General features: G+C 68.8%; 16 protein-coding genes and 2 tRNA genes. 8 read left to right on the top strand and 10 right to left on the bottom strand.

Annotated features, from left to right (window positions below):
- Positions 1-181 precede the first annotated feature (181 nt).
- Together DEJ47_RS19210 and DEJ47_RS19205 are read right to left on the bottom strand one after the other, a co-directional pair.
- Complete coding sequence (locus tag DEJ47_RS19210; protein ID WP_150175733.1) at positions 182-871, bottom strand: class E sortase; 690 nt, start codon at positions 869-871, stop codon at positions 182-184.
- A 34-nt stretch (positions 872-905) separates the two neighbouring features.
- The gene (locus DEJ47_RS19205; protein ID WP_150169974.1) at positions 906-1,676 is read right to left on the bottom strand and encodes a DUF881 domain-containing protein; all 771 of its coding nucleotides are present in this window, start codon (positions 1,674-1,676) and stop codon (positions 906-908) included.
- Positions 1,677-1,818: 142 nt separating this feature from the next.
- On the opposite strand from DEJ47_RS19205, the gene crgA reads away from it, so the two are divergent.
- A complete protein-coding gene (crgA, locus tag DEJ47_RS19200) occupies positions 1,819-2,076 on the top strand; it encodes a cell division protein CrgA (protein WP_150169972.1) in 258 nt (85 codons plus the stop codon).
- Positions 2,077-2,318: 242 nt separating this feature from the next.
- Here the strand turns inward: crgA and DEJ47_RS19195 are convergent, their stop codons facing one another.
- Positions 2,319-3,215: a rhomboid family intramembrane serine protease gene (locus tag DEJ47_RS19195; protein ID WP_150169970.1), complete on the bottom strand. Its 897-nt coding sequence runs from the start codon at positions 3,213-3,215 to the stop codon at positions 2,319-2,321.
- A 124-nt stretch (positions 3,216-3,339) separates the two neighbouring features.
- A complete protein-coding gene (locus DEJ47_RS19190) occupies positions 3,340-3,873 on the bottom strand; it encodes a peptidylprolyl isomerase (protein WP_150169968.1) in 534 nt (177 codons plus the stop codon).
- Between the two features lie 301 nt (positions 3,874-4,174).
- Here DEJ47_RS19190 and DEJ47_RS19185 point away from each other — a divergent pair, with 301 nt between their 5' ends.
- The 4 genes from DEJ47_RS19185 (at position 4,175) to DEJ47_RS19170 (ending at position 7,740) form a co-directional block, all read left to right on the top strand.
- Entirely contained in the window at positions 4,175-4,894 is a 720-nt protein-coding gene (locus DEJ47_RS19185; protein WP_150169966.1) for a DUF5324 family protein, read from the top strand.
- Positions 4,895-5,041: 147 nt separating this feature from the next.
- Positions 5,042-6,532, top strand: a complete 1,491-nt coding sequence (locus DEJ47_RS19180) for an aminotransferase class I/II-fold pyridoxal phosphate-dependent enzyme (RefSeq protein ID WP_150169964.1) — start codon at positions 5,042-5,044, stop codon at positions 6,530-6,532.
- Positions 6,507-7,172, top strand: coding sequence for a flavin reductase family protein (locus DEJ47_RS19175; protein WP_317850819.1), 666 nt, complete (start codon positions 6,507-6,509; stop codon positions 7,170-7,172). The genes DEJ47_RS19180 and DEJ47_RS19175 overlap by 26 nt, the downstream gene beginning before the upstream one ends.
- Before the next feature lie 115 nt (positions 7,173-7,287).
- Positions 7,288-7,740, top strand: a complete 453-nt coding sequence (locus DEJ47_RS19170; protein WP_150169962.1) for a pyridoxamine 5'-phosphate oxidase family protein — start codon at positions 7,288-7,290, stop codon at positions 7,738-7,740.
- A gap of 70 nt (positions 7,741-7,810) precedes the next feature.
- Here the strand turns inward: DEJ47_RS19170 and DEJ47_RS19165 are convergent.
- Positions 7,811-7,883, bottom strand: a tRNA-Ala gene (locus tag DEJ47_RS19165).
- Positions 7,884-8,064: 181 nt separating this feature from the next.
- Here DEJ47_RS19165 and DEJ47_RS19160 point away from each other — a divergent pair.
- Together DEJ47_RS19160 and DEJ47_RS19155 are read left to right on the top strand one after the other, a co-directional pair.
- The gene (locus tag DEJ47_RS19160; protein WP_055527494.1) at positions 8,065-8,613 is read left to right on the top strand and encodes a helix-turn-helix domain-containing protein; all 549 of its coding nucleotides are present in this window, start codon (positions 8,065-8,067) and stop codon (positions 8,611-8,613) included.
- Between the two features lie 59 nt (positions 8,614-8,672).
- The gene (locus DEJ47_RS19155) at positions 8,673-10,304 is read left to right on the top strand and encodes a serine/threonine-protein kinase (RefSeq protein ID WP_150169960.1); all 1,632 of its coding nucleotides are present in this window, start codon (positions 8,673-8,675) and stop codon (positions 10,302-10,304) included.
- Positions 10,305-10,392: 88 nt separating this feature from the next.
- Here DEJ47_RS19155 and DEJ47_RS19150 read toward each other — a convergent pair whose 3' ends face one another.
- Positions 10,393-11,595 (bottom strand): hypothetical protein, encoded by a 1,203-nt coding sequence (locus DEJ47_RS19150; protein WP_150169958.1) that lies wholly within the window; start codon positions 11,593-11,595, stop codon positions 10,393-10,395.
- Positions 11,596-12,089: 494 nt separating this feature from the next.
- Positions 12,090-12,218 carry a DLW-39 family protein gene (locus tag DEJ47_RS19145; RefSeq protein WP_003999697.1) on the bottom strand — a complete coding sequence of 43 codons (129 nt, stop codon included), beginning with the start codon at positions 12,216-12,218 and terminating at the stop codon, positions 12,090-12,092.
- 325 nt (positions 12,219-12,543) lie between these two features.
- Here DEJ47_RS19145 and DEJ47_RS19140 point away from each other — a divergent pair, with 325 nt between their 5' ends.
- Positions 12,544-12,879 (top strand): DUF6344 domain-containing protein, encoded by a 336-nt coding sequence (locus DEJ47_RS19140; protein WP_150169956.1) that lies wholly within the window; start codon positions 12,544-12,546, stop codon positions 12,877-12,879.
- 311 nt (positions 12,880-13,190) lie between these two features.
- On the opposite strand, the gene DEJ47_RS19135 is transcribed toward DEJ47_RS19140, so the two are convergent.
- The 3 genes from DEJ47_RS19135 to gyrA all read right to left on the bottom strand — a co-directional run bounded on the left by DEJ47_RS19135 (position 13,191) and on the right by gyrA (position 16,835).
- Positions 13,191-13,267, bottom strand: a tRNA-Ile gene (locus DEJ47_RS19135).
- A gap of 97 nt (positions 13,268-13,364) precedes the next feature.
- Positions 13,365-14,213, bottom strand: a complete 849-nt coding sequence (locus DEJ47_RS19130) for a DUF3566 domain-containing protein (protein WP_150169955.1) — start codon at positions 14,211-14,213, stop codon at positions 13,365-13,367.
- An 18-nt stretch (positions 14,214-14,231) separates the two neighbouring features.
- The gene (gene gyrA, locus DEJ47_RS19125) at positions 14,232-16,835 is read right to left on the bottom strand and encodes a DNA gyrase subunit A (RefSeq protein ID WP_150169953.1); all 2,604 of its coding nucleotides are present in this window, start codon (positions 16,833-16,835) and stop codon (positions 14,232-14,234) included.
- Positions 16,836-16,839 lie beyond the last annotated feature (4 nt).

Here is a 16,839-nt window from a genome sequence, read left to right as displayed (position 1 = left end):
CAGCAGGGGCTCCGCCCAGGGGAAGACGTACTGGAACAGCACATAGACCACCGCGAGGACGAGCACCAGGGAAATCAGTGCCCTCACCCATGCGTTTCCCGGCAGATGCCGCCAGATCCAGCCGTACATGCCGTCCCTTCCGTCGCGTACGGCCAGGCCTCCCTCGCCGTACCGCACCAGACTAACGGCGCAGTGCCTCCGGTTTCCCGGCCTCCACGGGCTGGGTCGCGTCCAGATGCGCCCAGACGATCAGCCGGTGACTGTGGCCCCACTCTGGTTCACAGGTCGTAAGGGTGAGGTAACGGCCCGGCCCGTCGTAGCCGGACTTGCGCGGCACGGGGTCAATGACGCCGATGTCGCCGGGGAGCGTCTTGTAGGGCTTCTTGTCGATGCGGTACGTGAACCAGGTCGCGCCGTCGGTGAGGACCACGGCGTCGCCGGGGCGCAGTTCCGGGAAGTCCTTGAAGGGGTCGCCGTAGGTGCGGCGGTGGCCCGCCACGGCGAAGTTGCCCTTCTGGCCGAGGCGGGCGGTGGAGGCGTAGTGGCCGAGGCCCTTCTTGAGGACGTCGGTGCCGGTGCCGTGGAGCACGGGCTTGTTCCACGTGAAACCGAACCGCGGGATGTACATGACCGCGAAAGCCTTGCCGTCTTTGTAGGGCGCGGGCTCGTCCGGCGAGTCCGTAGAGCTCTCGGCGGACGTTCCCGAGGAGACGGCTCCTTGGGCCCACCGGTCCTGCAGAGCGTCGATCTGACTGTCCATCGCGTTGTCGGCCTTCACGCCGGTCCAGAACAGGACGTAGACGACGAAGAGCACGATCAGCGTGCCGACGGTGATGCACAGTTCGCTGAACGTCCTGACCAGCACGCGCACGGACACGGGTCCCCCCAGGTGCGGCTGCTCGCGGCTACTCCACGGGCTTCGCGTAGTGGAGATCCACTGTGCCCGAGTAGCCGGGAAGAGTCACCGCTCCGTCGTCGTCCACTTTCCAGCCGAGACCGTACGCGTTGACGTAGAGCATGTAGTTCTGGATCTCGGGAGAGGCCGTGAGGGCGGTCCTGAGCTTGTCGGGGTCACCGACCGCGGTCACCTTGTACGGCGGGGAGTAGACGCGGCCCTGGAGGATCAGAGTGTTGCCGACGCAGCGCACGGCGCTGGTGGAGATCAGACGCTGGTCCATGACCTTGATGCCCTTGGCACCGCCCTTCCAGAGGGCGTTGACCACGGCCTGGAGGTCCTGCTGGTGGATGACCAGGTCGTTGGGCTGGGGCTCGGGGTAGCCGGGGAGCTTGGCGGTGGCGTTGGGCGGGGCGTCGGCGAGGGTGACCGTGACCGCCTTGCCCTTGAGCTTCTTGGTGCCGGCGTTCTCCTCGAGCGCCTCGAGCCGGGCCTCGTCCGCCTTGGTGCCGCCGCCGTCGCGCTGGGCGAGCGATTCGACGTCGTCGCGGAGGTTGCCGTTGGACTCGTCGAGGGCGCCGTTCTTGTGGCTGCGCTCCTGAATCAGGTCCGAGAGTTTCAGCAGTGAGGCGTCGGTACGAATGTTGGTGCCCTTGGCCGTGTTGAAACTGGTGAAGAAGATCAGCCCGGCGAGAGCGAAAACAGCACCCGTAAGCACCCGAACCGGACGCCATCGGGGGCGACGAACGGGGCCTTTGTGGGAGTCGGCAGAATTGCTCAACGTACCCTTATCTCCTTCGACGCCGCGGAAGCACTACGCTAACGGACGCCCGGGGGAGGCTTCAGCTCCCCGTGACGTCCCGCCCGGCGCCAGACAACAGTTACCTGCGCGGCCACGCAGCGCATCGACAGGAGAGACCCTCGTGCCGAAGTCACGTATCCGCAAGAAGGCAGACGACTACACGCCGCCGCCCGCGAAGAAGGCGACGAACATCAAGCTGACCAACCGCAGCTGGGTGGCTCCGGTGATGTTGGCGCTGTTCCTCATCGGTCTCGCCTGGATCGTCGTCTTCTACGTCACGGACGGGAAGCTGCCGATCGATCCGCTGGGCAACTGGAACATCGTGGTGGGCTTCGGCTTCATCGCCGCGGGGTTCGGTGTCTCCACCCAGTGGAAGTAGCCTTCCCCGGCCGAGCGCAAGCCCTGCCCTGAGTTATCCACAGCGCTATCCACATGGGGAAAAGGTCTGAAGATCTGTGGATAACCTTCGGCCGGTTGACGCCGGTGTGACTGGCCGACCGGAACTCTGTTCGCCGCTCGCCCCTTGTCCTTCCTGGGGAAACCCAGGTCAGCGACAGGGGGCACGGTTGTTCCCCACAGCATGCACAAGATCCGCCACACGCTGTGGACAACGTCGGTACGTCAGGTGAGCTCGGCGGTCCGCACGACGACCATGACCACCGTCGCCAGCAGCACCAGCGCACAGCTGCCGTACTGGATGAGGCTCCGCCGCTCGCGGGGCGCGTGCACCATCGCGTAACCGACGATGAGACCGCCGACGAGCCCGCCGACGTGCGCCTGCCACGCGATGTTGGGCCACCAGATGGTGATCGCCATGTTGATCGCCAGGAGCGCGATGACCGGCCGCATGTCGTAGTTGAGCCGCTTCATCAGGATGGCGGTCGCACCGAACAGGCCGAAGATGGCGCCGGACGCTCCGACCGAGGGCTGGTTCGGCTCCGCGAGGAGATACGTCAGCGCGCTGCCGGCGAGGCCCGACGCCGCATAGAGCGCGAGGTAGCGGACGCGGCCGAGCGCGGCCTCCAGCGGACCGCCGATCCACCACAGGCTGAGCATGTTGAACGCGATGTGCATGTAGCTGCTGTGCAGGAACATCGCCGTCACCAGGCGGTACCACTGCCCCTCGGCGACACCCTCGACCGTGCCGAACTCCGGGACGAAGGCCCGGCCCAGCAGATCGAAGCGGTCGGTGAAGGTGTCCCCCACCGCCAGTTGCACGAGGAACAGGGCGAGGTTCAGCCCGACAAGGATCTTGGTGACCAAACGCGGGTCGGCGGCGACCGTGCCGCCCGCGACCGTGCGGGGCTGGTTGGCCGTCGGTGCGTGGCCGGTGCCCGAACCGCCGCGGACGCACTCGGGGCACTGGAAGCCGACCGAGGCACTGATCATGCATTCGGGGCAGATGGGTCGCTCGCAGCGCGTGCAGGTGATGCCGGTCTCCCGGTCCGGGTGCCGGTAGCAGGAGGGCACACCCGACGCCCCCTGAGGCTCCTTCGGGCTGCCTGGCGCCTGGTCCATGGGGTCCCCTCAATCTCCGTACGAAGGCACTGCGACGGCACACGTGGCAACGCGCCGCCCCGCCCTTCCTTACGGATGGGCGGGGCGGTTTGGTTCCCTCGCGGTACGCGCGGGTACGCGCAGGTCAGGCGTCGCGGGTCTCGATGACCACGGACTCGATGACCACGTCGTTGACCGGGCGGTCGGTGCGCGGGTTGGTCTGGGTGGCCGCGATGGCGTCCACGACCTTCTTGCCGGCGTCGTTGGCGACCTCGCCGAAGATCGTGTGCTTGCGCGTCAGCCACGCCGTCGGCGCGACCGTCACGAAGAACTGCGAGCCGTTGGTGCCCGGACCCGCGTTGGCCATCGCCAGCAGGTACGGCTTGTCGAAGGCGAGGTCCGGGTGGAACTCGTCCTCGAACTCGTAGCCCGGCCCACCCGTGCCGTTGCCCAGCGGGTCACCGCCCTGGATCATGAAGCCGCTGATCACGCGGTGGAAGACCGTGCCGTCGTACAGCCGGTCCGTCGTCTTCTTGCCGGTCTGCGGGTGAACCCACTCACGCTCGCCCTGGGCGAGCTCAACAAAGTTCTTGACCGTCTTGGGCGCGTGATTCGGCAGAAGCCGGACCTCGATGTCGCCCTGGTTGGTCTTCAGGGTGGCGTAAAGCTGCTCAGCCACGATCTGCCTTCCGTTGTCTTCTGTGACCCCCCGATCCTCGCACGGACCGGATTGGGACGAGTAGCCACCGACTGGGCGCGCGCCGGACCGATCCGTGGCATTGTCGGCCGAGAGCTCTCCGCTGCAGAGATTTTGCCTGGTTCAGAGACTGAAACGCTCAGAAAAAGGAACTCAGGATGCCGGGGTCAGCTTCCATGACCCGGATGCCCGCCCTCGCATGTCATCGGAGCGATCCGAAAGGCATGATCCCTGAAAGGGTGGAAAGGTGACATACCTATACGCCACCGAGGAGGAGGATCCCGTGACCCGCATCGACAGCGTGCGCGCCGCGACCGGCTCGGCCAAGGACAGCGTGCGTCACGCCGCGGACGCGGTGGCACCTTACGCCGACACGGCCAAGGACCGGGCCACTCACTACGCCCACGAAGCGCGCGTACGACTCGCACCCAAGGTGTCTTCTGCTGCCCAGCAGGCCGCCGAACAGGCCCGCGTGCAGTACAGCGCCCACGTCGCCCCCCGTGTCGAGCAGGCCCGCACCCACGTGCCGCCGAAGGTCGACCACGCCGCGCACGAAGCCGCTGCCCGCACCCGCAAGGCCGCCCGCCAGGCCGCCGACTACTCCAGGCCCCGCATCGAGCAGGCGGTCGCCGCCGCCCAGCCCGTCCGTGAGGAGGCCACTTCGCGCGGCACGGCGGCTCTCGCCGCACTGCGCGGGCAGGTCTCGGCGAAGGAGATCCAGCGTCTGGCCCGCAAGCACGAGCGCAGGGCCAAGAGGGGCCGCCTCGCCAAGCGGCTCGCCGTCCTCGGTCTGCTCGCAGGCGGCGCCGTGGCCGCGTGGAAGTGGTGGGACAAGCAGGCCAACCCCGACTGGCTGGTCGAGCCGCCCGCGGCCACGGAGGTACCCGACAGCACGCCGCTGACCTCGGTCGACGGCAGCGGCCAGGCCGCCCTCGACCCCGAGGTACAGGCCAAGCAGGCGGAAGCCGAGGCCGAGGCGAAGGACCAGGACAAGCGGGGCTGACGCCGCGTACGACGTCGTGGGGCGGGGGACCGGTTGGTCTGCCCGCCCCGCGTTGTTTCACGTGAAACACCGTCGCCGAGTGGTCCCGGGTTGTCCCACCCGGGTGGTCCCTGGTTGGTGCACGGAGGAAGGGGAACTGCTCCTGGCATGGCTGCGAACCAAAGCTTGAACCACGACGAGGCACCTGTCCTGGAAGCGCTGGAGCGCTACCACAAGGTCGACGAGCTCGCCTTCACCCCACCGGGTCACAAGCAGGCGCGGGGCGCCGACCCCCGGGTCAGGAAGGTGCTCGGCGAAGCGGTGTTTCTCGGCGACGTGCTCGCCACGGGCGGACTCGACGACCGGTTGAGCCGCCATCAGATCCTGGAACGCGCCCAACGGTTGATGGCCGACGCCGTCCACGCCGAGCACACCTTCTTCTCGACCTGCGGCAGCTCCCTGTCGGTCAAGGCGGCCATGCTGACGGTGACCGCGCCGCACCGTCGCCTGTTGGTCGGGCGTGACGCGCACAAGTCCGTGATCGCGGGCCTGATCCTGTCGGGCGTCGAGCCTGTCTGGGTGGAACCCGCCTGGGACCCTGAGCGCCACATCGCCCATCCGCCCCCGGCCGAGTCGTTCGAGAAGGCCTTCGCCGCCCACCCCGACGCGGACGGCGCGCTGGTCACGAGCCCCACGCCCTACGGCTCCGCTGCCGACCTCGGCAACATCGCGGACGTGTGCCACCGGCGCGGCAAGCCTCTGATCGTCGACGAGGCCTGGGGCGCGCATCTGCCCTTCCACAGCGATCTGCCGACCTGGGCGATGGACGCGGGCGCCGACATCTGCGTGACCAGCGTCCACAAGATGGGCAGCGGCCTCGAACAGGGCTCGGTCTTCCACCTCCAGGGCGACCTGATCGACCCCGCTGTCCTCGCGTCCCGCGCGGACCTCCTCGGCACCACCAGTCCTTCCGTCCTGCTCTACGCCGGGCTGGACGGGTGGCGTCGCCAGATGGTCCAGCACGGTGAGCGGCTCCTCGGCGACGCCTTGGACCTGGCCGCCCGCACGCGTGCGGCGATCGAGGACATCGACGGCCTGCACGTCGACGACGCCGACGACTACTGCGGCCCGGGCCGTGCTGCCGACCTCGACCCACTGCCCGTCGTGATGGACCTTTCCGCGCTCGGCACCACGGGGTACGCCGCGGCCGACTGGCTGCGCGAGCACCACCACATCGACATGCACCTCTTCGACCACCGCCGGATCAGCGCCCAGCTCACCCACGCCGACGACGAGGCCACCACCACACGCCTCCTCGACGCGCTGCGCGATCTGACCAGGCACGCCGACGAACTGGGCGACGCCCCGAAGGTCGACGTCCCCAGCCCCGCCGACCTGCGTATGCCTCAGGCCGACCTGCCGCGCGACGCCTACTTCGCCCACCCCGAGGACGTACCCGTGGACGAGGCGGCGGGACGCATCGCCGCGGAGATGATCACCCCGTACCCCCCGGGCATCCCCGTCGTCCTGCCCGGCGAGCGGCTGACGGAGCCCGTCCTGACCTATCTGCGGTCGGGCGTACGCGCCGGCATGAACCTTCCCGACGCGGCCGACAGCTCTCTGGAGACGGTGCGTGTCGTACGAGACGAGGGACGGTGAGCACGTGGCCCGCGACACGGACAACGCGGACGACGTGAGCGGCCAGGACGACACGGACGGTCTGCACGACGCTGATGATCTGAATGACGCGACTGGTCTGAGCGGCACGGACGGTCCGGGCGACACGGACGGTCTGGATGACGTGCAGAAGGGCATCGCGGCCTTCACCGCGCTCGCGGACTCGTCCGTGTACGTCGTCACCGCCGTCGCGGACGGGCAGCGCGCGGGCTGTCTGGTCGGCTTCGCGAGCCAGTGCTCCCTGGAGCCCGTCAGGTTCGCGGTATGGCTCTCCAAGGCCAACCACACCTACCGGCTGGCCCTGGCAGCGAGCGCTCTCGCCGTGCACCAGCTGCCACGGGCCCGACACGACCTCGCGGAGCGCTTCGGGTCGCTCTGCAGCGACAGGACCGACAAGTTCGCCGGGCTGCCCCTGGAGGAGGGGCCGGAGGGGACCCTCGTCCTGTCCGACTCCCTCACCTGGTTCGTCGGCCGTATCCACGACCGGTGTGACGGAGGCGACCACGTCGCGTTTCTCCTCGACCCGATCGCGGCCCACGCCCCGGACCCGAACTCACCCGAAACCGTTTCACCACTGACACTGCACGACGCGGGCGACATCACCGCGGGCCATCCCGCATGACGCGACCAGGGCCACCGTGGTCCGTGGTGATTTCCGTGCCGAGCACGGAGTCGGACCTCACCCTGCCCGGGTGAGGCTGGGGGCCACACCACGTCCTCGGCCCACAGGAGCACCCATGAGCACCCCGCCGCGTTCCCGCGCCCAGCGTCGCGACGACACCGAGCACCGGCTCGCCCACGACATCGACGTGTGGGTGGCGAGCGCCTCCCCGGAAGGCACTCCGTACCTGGTTCCGCTCTCCTTCGACTGGGACGGCGAGGCGCTGTGGGTGGCGACCCCGGCCGACAGCCCGACCGGCAGGAACCTGACCGCCACCGGGGCCGCCCGGCTGGCGCTGGGGACGTCCCGGGACGTGACCATGATCGAGGGGGCCGTCCAGACCTTCGAGATCGACGAACCGCCGAGCGGGCAGGCCGACCGGTTCGCCGCACGCACCGACTTCGATCCGCGCGAGCAGAGCGCCCCGTACAACTGGTTCCGCATCGTCCCCCACCGCATCCAGGCCTGGCGGGAGTCGAACGAGCTGCGAGGACGCGACCTCATGCGGGAGTCCGTCTGGCTCGACTGACCACCGGCAACCGGTCACGAAAAATGCCCTCCGACCTTACGTTTCCGCAGGTCGGAGGGCATATCTCGGGTGGAGCCTAGGGGAGTCGAACCCCTGACATCTGCCATGCAAAGACAGCGCTCTACCAACTGAGCTAAGGCCCCGCGACGGTACGCCGAACCGGAACAATCACGTCCCGACGCGCATCGCAGACCAGAGTACCGGGTCACCCCCCGGATCCCGCAAAAGGATTGGGGGTCCCGGTCCACGACCACTCTCCGTAAGATGCTCGACGTGGTTCGCGGCAGCGAACCACGGTCTTAGGGGAAGCGATGGGGAGACGCAATGGACGCCGCACAACAAGACACCACCGCGAGAGCACGAGAGCTCCAGCGGAATTGGTACGGGGAGCCGCTGGGGGCGCTCTTCCGTCGCCTCATCGATGATCTGGGCCTGAACCAGGCACGCCTCGCCGGAGTCCTCGGCCTGTCCGCGCCCATGCTGTCCCAGCTGATGAGCGGTCAGCGTGCCAAGATCGGCAATCCCGCGGTCGTCCAGCGCGTCCAGCTCCTCCAGGAGCTGGCGGGCCAGGTCGCGGACGGCAGCGTGAGCGCCGCCGAGGCCACCGACCGCATGGACGAGATCAAGAAGTCGCAGGGCGGCTCCGTCCTCACCAACACGGCGCAGACCGCGACCAGTTCGGGTGCCCCCACGGTCAAGCGCGTGGTGCGCGAGATCCAGTCGCTGCTGCGCTCCGTCGCGGCGGCCGGCGACATCATCGATGCCGCCGACTCCCTCGCCCCGACCCACCCGGAGCTGGCAGAGTTCCTCCGGGTGTACGGCGCCGGGCGCACCGCGGACGCGGTCGCCCACTACGAGGCGCACCAGAGCTGAGCCGTAGCTGAGCCGTCGACCGGGCCGCGCACGGTCCGGAGGGGGAGCGGAGCGCGACCATGGGTGAGGTCTTCGCCGGCCGGTACGAACTGGTCGACCCGATCGGACACGGGGGAGTCGGGGCGGTCTGGCGCTCCTGGGATCACAGGCGCCGCCGCTACGTGGCCGCCAAGGTCCTCCAACAGAGCGACGCACACGCGCTGTTGCGGTTCGTCCGGGAACAGGCACTGCGGATCGACCACCCCCATGTCCTCGCGCCCGCCAGCTGGGCCGCCGACGACGACAAGGTCCTGTTCACCATGGATCTGGTCGCCGGCGGCTCGCTGGCGCACGTGATCGGGGACTACGGCCCGCTCCCGCCCCCTTTCGTCTGCACCCTCCTCGACCAGCTCCTCTCCGGCCTGGCGGCCGTCCACGCCGAAGGCGTCGTCCACCGTGACATCAAACCGGCCAACATCCTGCTGGAAGCCACCGGCGCGGGGCGTCCTCATCTGCGCCTCTCCGACTTCGGCATCTCGATGCGCAAGGGCGAGCCCCGGCTGACGGAAACCGACTATGTCGTGGGTACGCCCGGCTACTTCGCGCCCGAACAAATGCTGGGCGCAGAGCCGGATTTCACCGCCGACCTCTTCGCCGTCGGCCTGGTCGCTTTGTACCTCCTGGAAGGCGCCAAGCCGGACGCCAAGGCACTCATCGAGTACTTCGCCGAACACGGCACGCCACGGGCCCCGCAGGGCATCCCGGAGCCGCTGTGGCAAGTCATCGCCACTCTCCTCCAGCCGGATCCCCAGACGCGCTTCCGCACCGCCACGGGTGCGCGCAAGGCCCTCGCCTCCGCCGCGGAGATGCTGCCCGAACCGGGCCCGGACGACGAGCTCATCGAGATCTTCGACCAACTCGCGCCACTGCCCGCCGGTTTCGGCCCGCACGGCCCCGTCGATGCCACCGACTCGTACCCGCACCCGCACCCGCGCCCCCGTTCCGCACCTCGCCACGCACGCCGCACCACCGCACCCGAAGTGCCCGAAGCGCCCTCTGCACCGCCCCCGCCTCCGCACCTCCCGCCTCCGCACCTCCCGCCACCGGCGACGGACCCCACGCCCACATCCGGGCCGCCCACATCCGGGCCGCCCACCCCTGCAACGCCCGCCGCCCCCGGGCCGTCACACACAAACGGTTTCCCACTGCCCCCGCCCGTGCAGCCCGAGCCGCCGCAACCGCCACAGCCCCGCTACTCTCCCCAGTCACCGCACACCGCACCTGTGGATCCACCCGCACAGTCACCCACACAGCTGCCCGCGCGCCCGCCCTCTTCCCGACCTCCCCAGCCGTCAACTCCCCCCACTCCGATGCCACTACGGACACCCGACCCCGGTCCCGGGCCCACGCCCCCCGCGCCTGATCCCACGTACGCCTCCGCACAAGCCGTGACGTCGTCAGCCCGCCGCAGCCAGGCCCTCACCCCCGCCGCAGCAGCTTCTACGTATCCGTACACCGCTCAAGCCGCCCAGGTTCCATCTCCGAACCCCCCAATTTCACAGCTCCGGGCGGCACCCCCCACCCCTGCGCCCGCCACCGCCCTCCCCGCCCCCCAACGGCGTCCGGGACCTCCCGCGAAGGTGGCGGTCCCGATGCTGCTCGTGGCGCTGGCCTGCCTCGCTATCGGCGTCTGGGCACTCACGCAGCTCTGAGGTCCTGGCCGAACTCCCTGACAGAAATCCTGACTGCCCACAAGTCCGCTCACCACTTCCGCGGTGGTCAGCGCCGCTCCTGCGGTGATCAGAACCGCTCGTGCGGTGGCCCGAACCGCGCACTCGCCCTCGCCCCGCGTCGCGCGACCAGCGTCCACACCCCGAGAATTCCGAGCAGCACCACTCCGGCCCCGATCCCACCGGCGGCGATCACCGCCATCAGCTCGTGATCGCGCTCACCGCCGCCGCCCCCGTCGTCATCCCCGGCCGCCGCTGTCTCCCCCCGCTGCGCCGCCTCCGCATCCTGCTCGGACACGCCGAAGTCGTCCGCGGGCCGAGGTGACCCCGCGTAAACAGGCCCCCGCCGCGGCGATCCGTCGACGTCCACCCGCAGCGTCAGGTCCAGCGGCGCCTCGCCGAACTTCTCCGCGACATCGGGGCTGAGATGGACCGACACGTAGTACCAGCCGGCGAACCGCATCGCGGCCACCTCATCGGTGAGAGCGAAGCGGTTCTCGTACGCGACCGGCGGCAGCGGCTTCAGGGACGACGACTTCTGCTCGCCGTCGTACGCGGTGTCGGAGTCCTCGACCTCGGCGCGCACAGGGTTGTGGAGTGATGTGACCAATGCGGACGAGACGTATCCCCTGTCCCGTCCAGGCCCGGCCCCCGTCGCCCCGGTTCCGGTCCCCCTCCCGCTCGAACTGCCGAGCTCCGCTGCGACGGAGAGTTGTTGCCCCCAGTCGACGGGTACGCGGTAGAAGAGGGTCTCTCCGGGCTCTATAGCGGCCCCCCAGACCCCCCTCCCCAGTCCTCGCGCGTCGTTGAAGCTCGTGCCGCCCTCGCGCAGGGTGCGCTCCCCCGTAGGCGGTACGGGCGACGCGGAATCCCAAGCTCGTGGCGGCGCCGTCCCACCTTGCCTCCGCGGCACGGGTTCTGACGCCACGTGGAGTTCCAGGTCCCAGTCCTCCCGCGTGGTCGTCGACCGGACGGTCCCCGAGGACCTGGTCCGCTCGACGAGCACGTAATACGTACCGGCGCCCGTACAGCTCTTCTCTCCGTGACCGACCCTGCGCGCCGCCGTTGCGGTGATCGGACGCGGGCTCTCCGAAGAGCCGAACCGCGCCTCTTCCGCATCCAGAGGACTGCAGTTGTTGCCGTCGGAGTCCTGGACGGACACCTCGACCCCGTCGGCGTAGGAGACGTCGGCGTCCGCCTTCGGGAGGGCCGTCACGGATACGTACGCGTTCTCCACCGCTGTCAGCTCCAGACGGTAAAAACGCTGTCCCACGCGCGGGAGGGAGCTTTTGTACGCCCTGCCGGGAGTCAGTCGGCGTCCTTCGACGTTGCTCCTCGCGCCCTCGACGGTCTCGGCTCCTTCAGCGAAGGCGTACGGGGACGAAGGGTCGGACACACCCACGGCTCCGGCCGGCCCGGGGAACAGTCCCACCGCGCACAGCGCGGCGGCCACCGCCACGGCCGGAGCGGCCCGCCCCGAGCCGAAACGCAGCCCTTGGCACCCGTTCAGCCGCCGCCCCATCGCGCGTCACCCCTCGCCGAACCGAACCAAGCCGTCCCACCCGTCCCGACCGTCCTGCCCGTCCGACGCGGCGCGGACACCACCACAGACCGACGACCGTCGCAACCGCGCCACCCCACCACCCCCGCCATTCACACCCGCAACCGATTTATTCGCAGGAGCGAAAGAGGAGGGGTGAACAGCCGGACAGCACAAAGCCCCGGCCGCAGAAGCGACCGGGGCTTGTGAAGTGACTGTGTCGGTACTCACGAACCCGTGGGCACGGAGTCAGTCGCCTCCGTCCACAGATCCTGCTCGGCGCGATCCGCCTGGATCTGGCGGTACACGAGGAGCCCGCCGATGGCGGCCAGTGCGACCAGGAGAAGCTTCTTCACCGCGCGACCTCGTCTTTCCTTGACGTAGGGGACTTCTGGCGCCCGACTATACACACCGAGCGATATCGATCGGTGACCTGGTTGGGCCTCAACTCAGGGCCCGCGGAGAGCAGTAGAAACGGACCCGACAGCTCCGCCAGGCGTTCCGCCGGGCACCCCATCCACTGTGACTTTCGCCGCTTTGACCCTTTCTCGGCACGCTTGGGGCCATCCGGGTGGTGTTCATCTGAACATCGACGCGCCACGAGCGTCGGTCCACCACTCTCGGCGCCGCATACACATGATGAGGAAAGTACGCAAATCGCCCAACCCGAAATGAGGGGCAATGACCGGCAGCAAGGCCAAGGCCATGAAGCTCTGGACCACGATCGTCACCGCTTTCCTCGCGCTCTTCGCCACGATGGGGCTCACCACGACGGCAAGCGCGGCCACGACGGCACAGGAGACCACGAACGCACGCAACGCCACGGTGTGCGCACCGACGCCGACGATGGCGCTCTGGTCGGCCGCGTACGAACGGTCCTTGCCCCCGACGATGAAGCAGCGCATCCGCGCCGAGGCCCATGGCTCGTCCCCCAGCTGCCGGCACCTGCCCACGGTGGACACCGAGGCCGAGACTGATGCCACCGCACAGGAACCAGGCCTCGCCCCGGAGCCGTAACCCCGGACCCGGCCTCAGGGCGCACGCCCCCCTGAATTTCAGAAGACCCCCGGCCACCACAGGCCGGGGGTCTTATTGCGTGCGCGGGCCGGGCGGGGCTTCTTGCGCTGGCGTCTGGCGTCTGGCGTGAGGCGTCTGGCGTGAGGCGTCTGGCCACTGTTGGACGTGGCGCACGCAAGGAAACCCCCGGTCTGCGCACAGCCCCTGGGACACATTCCTCCGAGACCCCCGCCGCCAACCGCGGACACACCCCTGGAAACGCCCGTGGAAACGCCAGAACCCCCAACCGGTCACGGTTGGGGGTTCTGTACTGGTGGGGCTAACAGGATTTGAACCTGTGGCCTCATCCTTATCAGGGATGCGCTCTAACCAACTGAGCTATAGCCCCGCCGCGCTGCGGTGTGTGTCCCGCGCGCTGACCTCTGAAGGTTAGCGCACCTGGGGGCCAGTCCCAAAATCGATACCCGCGCGCGGGAAAGCGAGCGCTACTCGTCCTCGGCCAGGGTCAGCTCGACGCCGCCCACGAAGCCCGCGGAGAGGTTGTAGATGAAGGCGCCCAGCGTCGCCAGAGCGGTCGCCAGGACGACGTCGATGACCGCGATGATCGTCGTGAACATCAGGACGCGCGGCAGCGACAGGAAGGACTGGAGGTCGAAGCCGTTGGACTCGTTCGAGCCCGTGGCCTCGGAGATCGTGCCGCCGACCGTCGAGAAGACACCCATCGCATCCATGACCATCCACAGGACGGCCGCCGCGACGATCGTGCAGATGCCGAGCGCGATGGAGAGCAGGAAGCTGACCTTCATCACCGACCACGGGTCTGCCTTGGCCACCCGCAGGCGCGCCTTGCGCGTGCGCGGGGTCGTGCGCGCTCCCGTGCGCGGCCGGCGCACCGAGCCCGTCTGGGAGCCCTGCTGGTACGCCTGCGGCGGGTGGTAGGGCTGGGACGACTGCTGCTGGGGCTGACGCTCCCCGGGCAACGCCCCACTGGCGCCCCCAGGACCGTTCACACCGCTGGTGCCGCTCACACCGTCGGCACCGCTCGTGCCACCCGCCCCGCTCGCGCCACCAGAGCCGTTCGACCCGCCCGAGCCGACCCCCGGCTTGCCCTTGCCCTTGTTCTTGCTCTTGCCTTTGCCCTTGCCCGCCACGTACGCGGTGTCGTACTGGTCGGAAGTCTGACCAGAAGTCCCTGGCCCTCGGGTGTCCGTCACAGTCCCCCCCTGGGATCCATGAGACTCGTCGGAGTCGTGTGCATCAGTGGCGGAGCCACGGGCACCATCCGTGCCGGTGGTGCCGGTTCGATTCGTCCCGGCGCCCGTGGCTCCGCTCACGATGACTCACTCCTCGCGCTACTCGGCCGAGGAGTCCACGCCCTCGTCCGTACCGGTGGCCGGCTCGGCGGCGTCCGATTCGTCGACGACGATGTCCCCGTCGACTTCCTCGGCCTCGCGCCCGGCCTCGGCGTTACGTGCGATGCCGACCACGGCATCGCGCTTGCCCAGGTTGATCAGTTGGACGCCCATGGTGTCACGGCCCGTCTCCCTGACCTCGTTGACTCGCGTACGAATCACACCGCCGGACAGCGTGATGGCGAGGATCTCGTCGGTCTCCTCGACCACCAGGGCACCGACGAGCTCGCCGCGGTCCTCCACGATCTTGGCGGCCTTGATGCCGAGGCCACCGCGACCCTGAACGCGGTACTCGTCGACGTTGGTTCGCTTTGCGTACCCACCGTCGGTGGCGGTGAACACGAACGTACCTGGACGAACGACATTCATCGAGAGCAGTTCGTCGCCGTCGCGGAAACTCATTCCCTTGACGCCCGAAGTGGCGCGGCCCATCGGGCGCAGCGCGTCGTCCGTTGCGGTGAACCTGATCGACTGGGCCTTCTTGCTGATGAGCAGCAGATCGTCCTCGGAGGAGACCAGCTCGGCGCCGATCAGCTCGTCGTCCGAACCGTCCTCCGTCTCACGGAGGTTGATGGCGATGACACCGCCCGAGCGGGGCGAGTCGTAGTCCTTGAGCGGTGTCTTCTTTACGAGGCCGCCCTTTGTGGCGAGCACCAGGTAGGGCACCGCTTCGTAGTCACGGATCGCGAGGATCTCGGCGATCTGCTCGTCCGGCTGGAAGGCGAGCAGGTTCGCGACGTGCTGTCCGCGGGCCTCGCGTCCGGCGTCGGGCAGTTCGTACGCCTTCGCGCGGTAGACACGGCCCTTGTTCGTGAAGAACAGCAGCCAGTGGTGCGTCGTCGACACGAAGAAGTGGTCGACGATGTCGTCCTGCTTCAGCTTCGTGCCGCGCACGCCCTTGCCGCCACGCTTCTGCGAGCGGTAGTCCTCGGTCTTGGTGCGCTTGATGTAGCCGCCGCGCGTGATGGTGACGACGATGTCCTCTTCGGCGATCAGGTCCTCCATGGACATGTCGCCGTCGAAGGGCACCAGAGCGGAGCGACGGTCCTCGCCGAACTTGTCGACGATCGCCGCGAGCTCCTCGCTGATGATCTGGCGCTGCTTCTCGGGGGAGGCCAGGATCGCGTTGTACTCGTTGATCTTCGCCTGGAGCTCGTCGTGCTCCGCGACGATCTTCTGGCGCTCCAGGGCGGCGAGGCGGCGCAGCTGCATCTCGAGGATGGCGTTCGCCTGGATCTCGTCGATCGCCAGGAGGCCCATGAGGCCCTCGCGGGCGATGTCGACGGTCTGGCTGCCGCGGATGAGCGCGATGACCTCGTCGATGGCGTCCAGGGCCTTCAGAAGGCCACGCAGGATGTGCGCACGCTCCTCGGCCTTGCGCAGCCGGAACTTCGTGCGCCGGACGATGACCTCGACCTGGTGCGTCACCCAGTGCCGGATGAACGCGTCCAGCGAGAGGGTGCGCGGCACGCCGTCGACCAGGGCCAGCATGTTGGCGCTGAAGTTCGACTGCAGGTCGGTGTGCTTGTACAGGTTGTTCAGGACGACCTTGGCGACCGCGTCGCGCTTCAGGACGATGACGAGGCGCTGGCCGGTGCGCGAGGACGACTCGTCGCGGACGTCGGCGATGCCGCCGACCTTGCCGTCCTTGACCAGGTCGGCGATCTTCTGCGCGAGATTGTCCGGGTTGGTCTGGTACGGCAGCTCGGTGACGACCAGGCACTGGCGGTTCTGGATCTCCTCGACCGCGACGACCGCGCGCATCGTGATGGAGCCACGGCCCGTGCGGTACGCCTCTTCGATGCCCTTGCGGCCCACCACGAGGGCGCCGGTCGGGAAGTCCGGGCCCTTGATGCGCTCGATGAGGGCGTCGAGGAGCTCCTCGTGCGAGGCCTCGGGGTGTTCGAGGGCCCACTGCGCGCCCGCCGCGACCTCGCGGAGGTTGTGCGGCGGGATGTTGGTGGCCATGCCGACCGCGATGCCCGCCGAGCCGTTGATCAGCAGGTTCGGGAAGCGCGCCGGCAGGACCGTCGGCTCCTGGTTGCGGCCGTCGTAGTTGTCCGTGAAGTCGACGGTCTCCTCGTCGATGTCACGGACCATCTCCATGGCCAGCGGCGCCATCTTGCACTCGGTGTACCGCATGGCGGCCGCCGGGTCGTTGCCCGGGGAGCCGAAGTTGCCGTTGGAGTCGACCAGCGGCATCCGCATCGACCACGGCTGGGCGAGGCGCACCAGGGCGTCGTAGATGGAGGAGTCGCCGTGCGGGTGGTACGTACCCATGACGTCGCCGACGACGCGGGCGCACTTGTAGAAGCCCTTCTCGGGGCGGTAGCCGCCGTCGTACATCGCGTACAGGACGCGGCGGTGGACGGGCTTCAGGCCGTCCCGTACGTCGGGCAGCGCGCGGGACACGATGACGGACATCGCGTAGTCGAGGTAGGAGCGCTGCATCTCCGTCTCGAGCCCGACGGGCTCGACACGCATGCCCACGCCGGGGACGGCGGGTTCCTCTTCGGGCGTCACAGGGGTGTTCTCGTCGGCCATTGCT

This window comes from Streptomyces venezuelae (assembly GCF_008642355.1).
Taxonomy (GTDB): domain Bacteria; phylum Actinomycetota; class Actinomycetes; order Streptomycetales; family Streptomycetaceae; genus Streptomyces; species Streptomyces venezuelae_B.
Note: the sequence above shows the minus strand (reverse complement) of the source record. Positions and strands in the feature narration are given on the sequence as shown.

Coding starts and splice junctions, on each gene's coding strand:
- DEJ47_RS19155 (WP_150169960.1), top strand. CDS start 8,673: ATGGGTGAGGTCTTCGCCGGCCGGTACGAACTGGTCGACCCGATCGGA.
- DEJ47_RS19140 (WP_150169956.1), top strand. CDS start 12,544: ATGACCGGCAGCAAGGCCAAGGCCATGAAGCTCTGGACCACGATCGTC.
- DEJ47_RS19170 (WP_150169962.1), top strand. CDS start 7,288: ATGAGCACCCCGCCGCGTTCCCGCGCCCAGCGTCGCGACGACACCGAG.
- DEJ47_RS19195 (WP_150169970.1), bottom strand. CDS start 3,215: ATGGACCAGGCGCCAGGCAGCCCGAAGGAGCCTCAGGGGGCGTCGGGT.
- DEJ47_RS19160 (WP_055527494.1), top strand. CDS start 8,065: ATGGACGCCGCACAACAAGACACCACCGCGAGAGCACGAGAGCTCCAG.
- gyrA (WP_150169953.1), bottom strand. CDS start 16,835: ATGGCCGACGAGAACACCCCTGTGACGCCCGAAGAGGAACCCGCCGTC.
- DEJ47_RS19180 (WP_150169964.1), top strand. CDS start 5,042: ATGGCTGCGAACCAAAGCTTGAACCACGACGAGGCACCTGTCCTGGAA.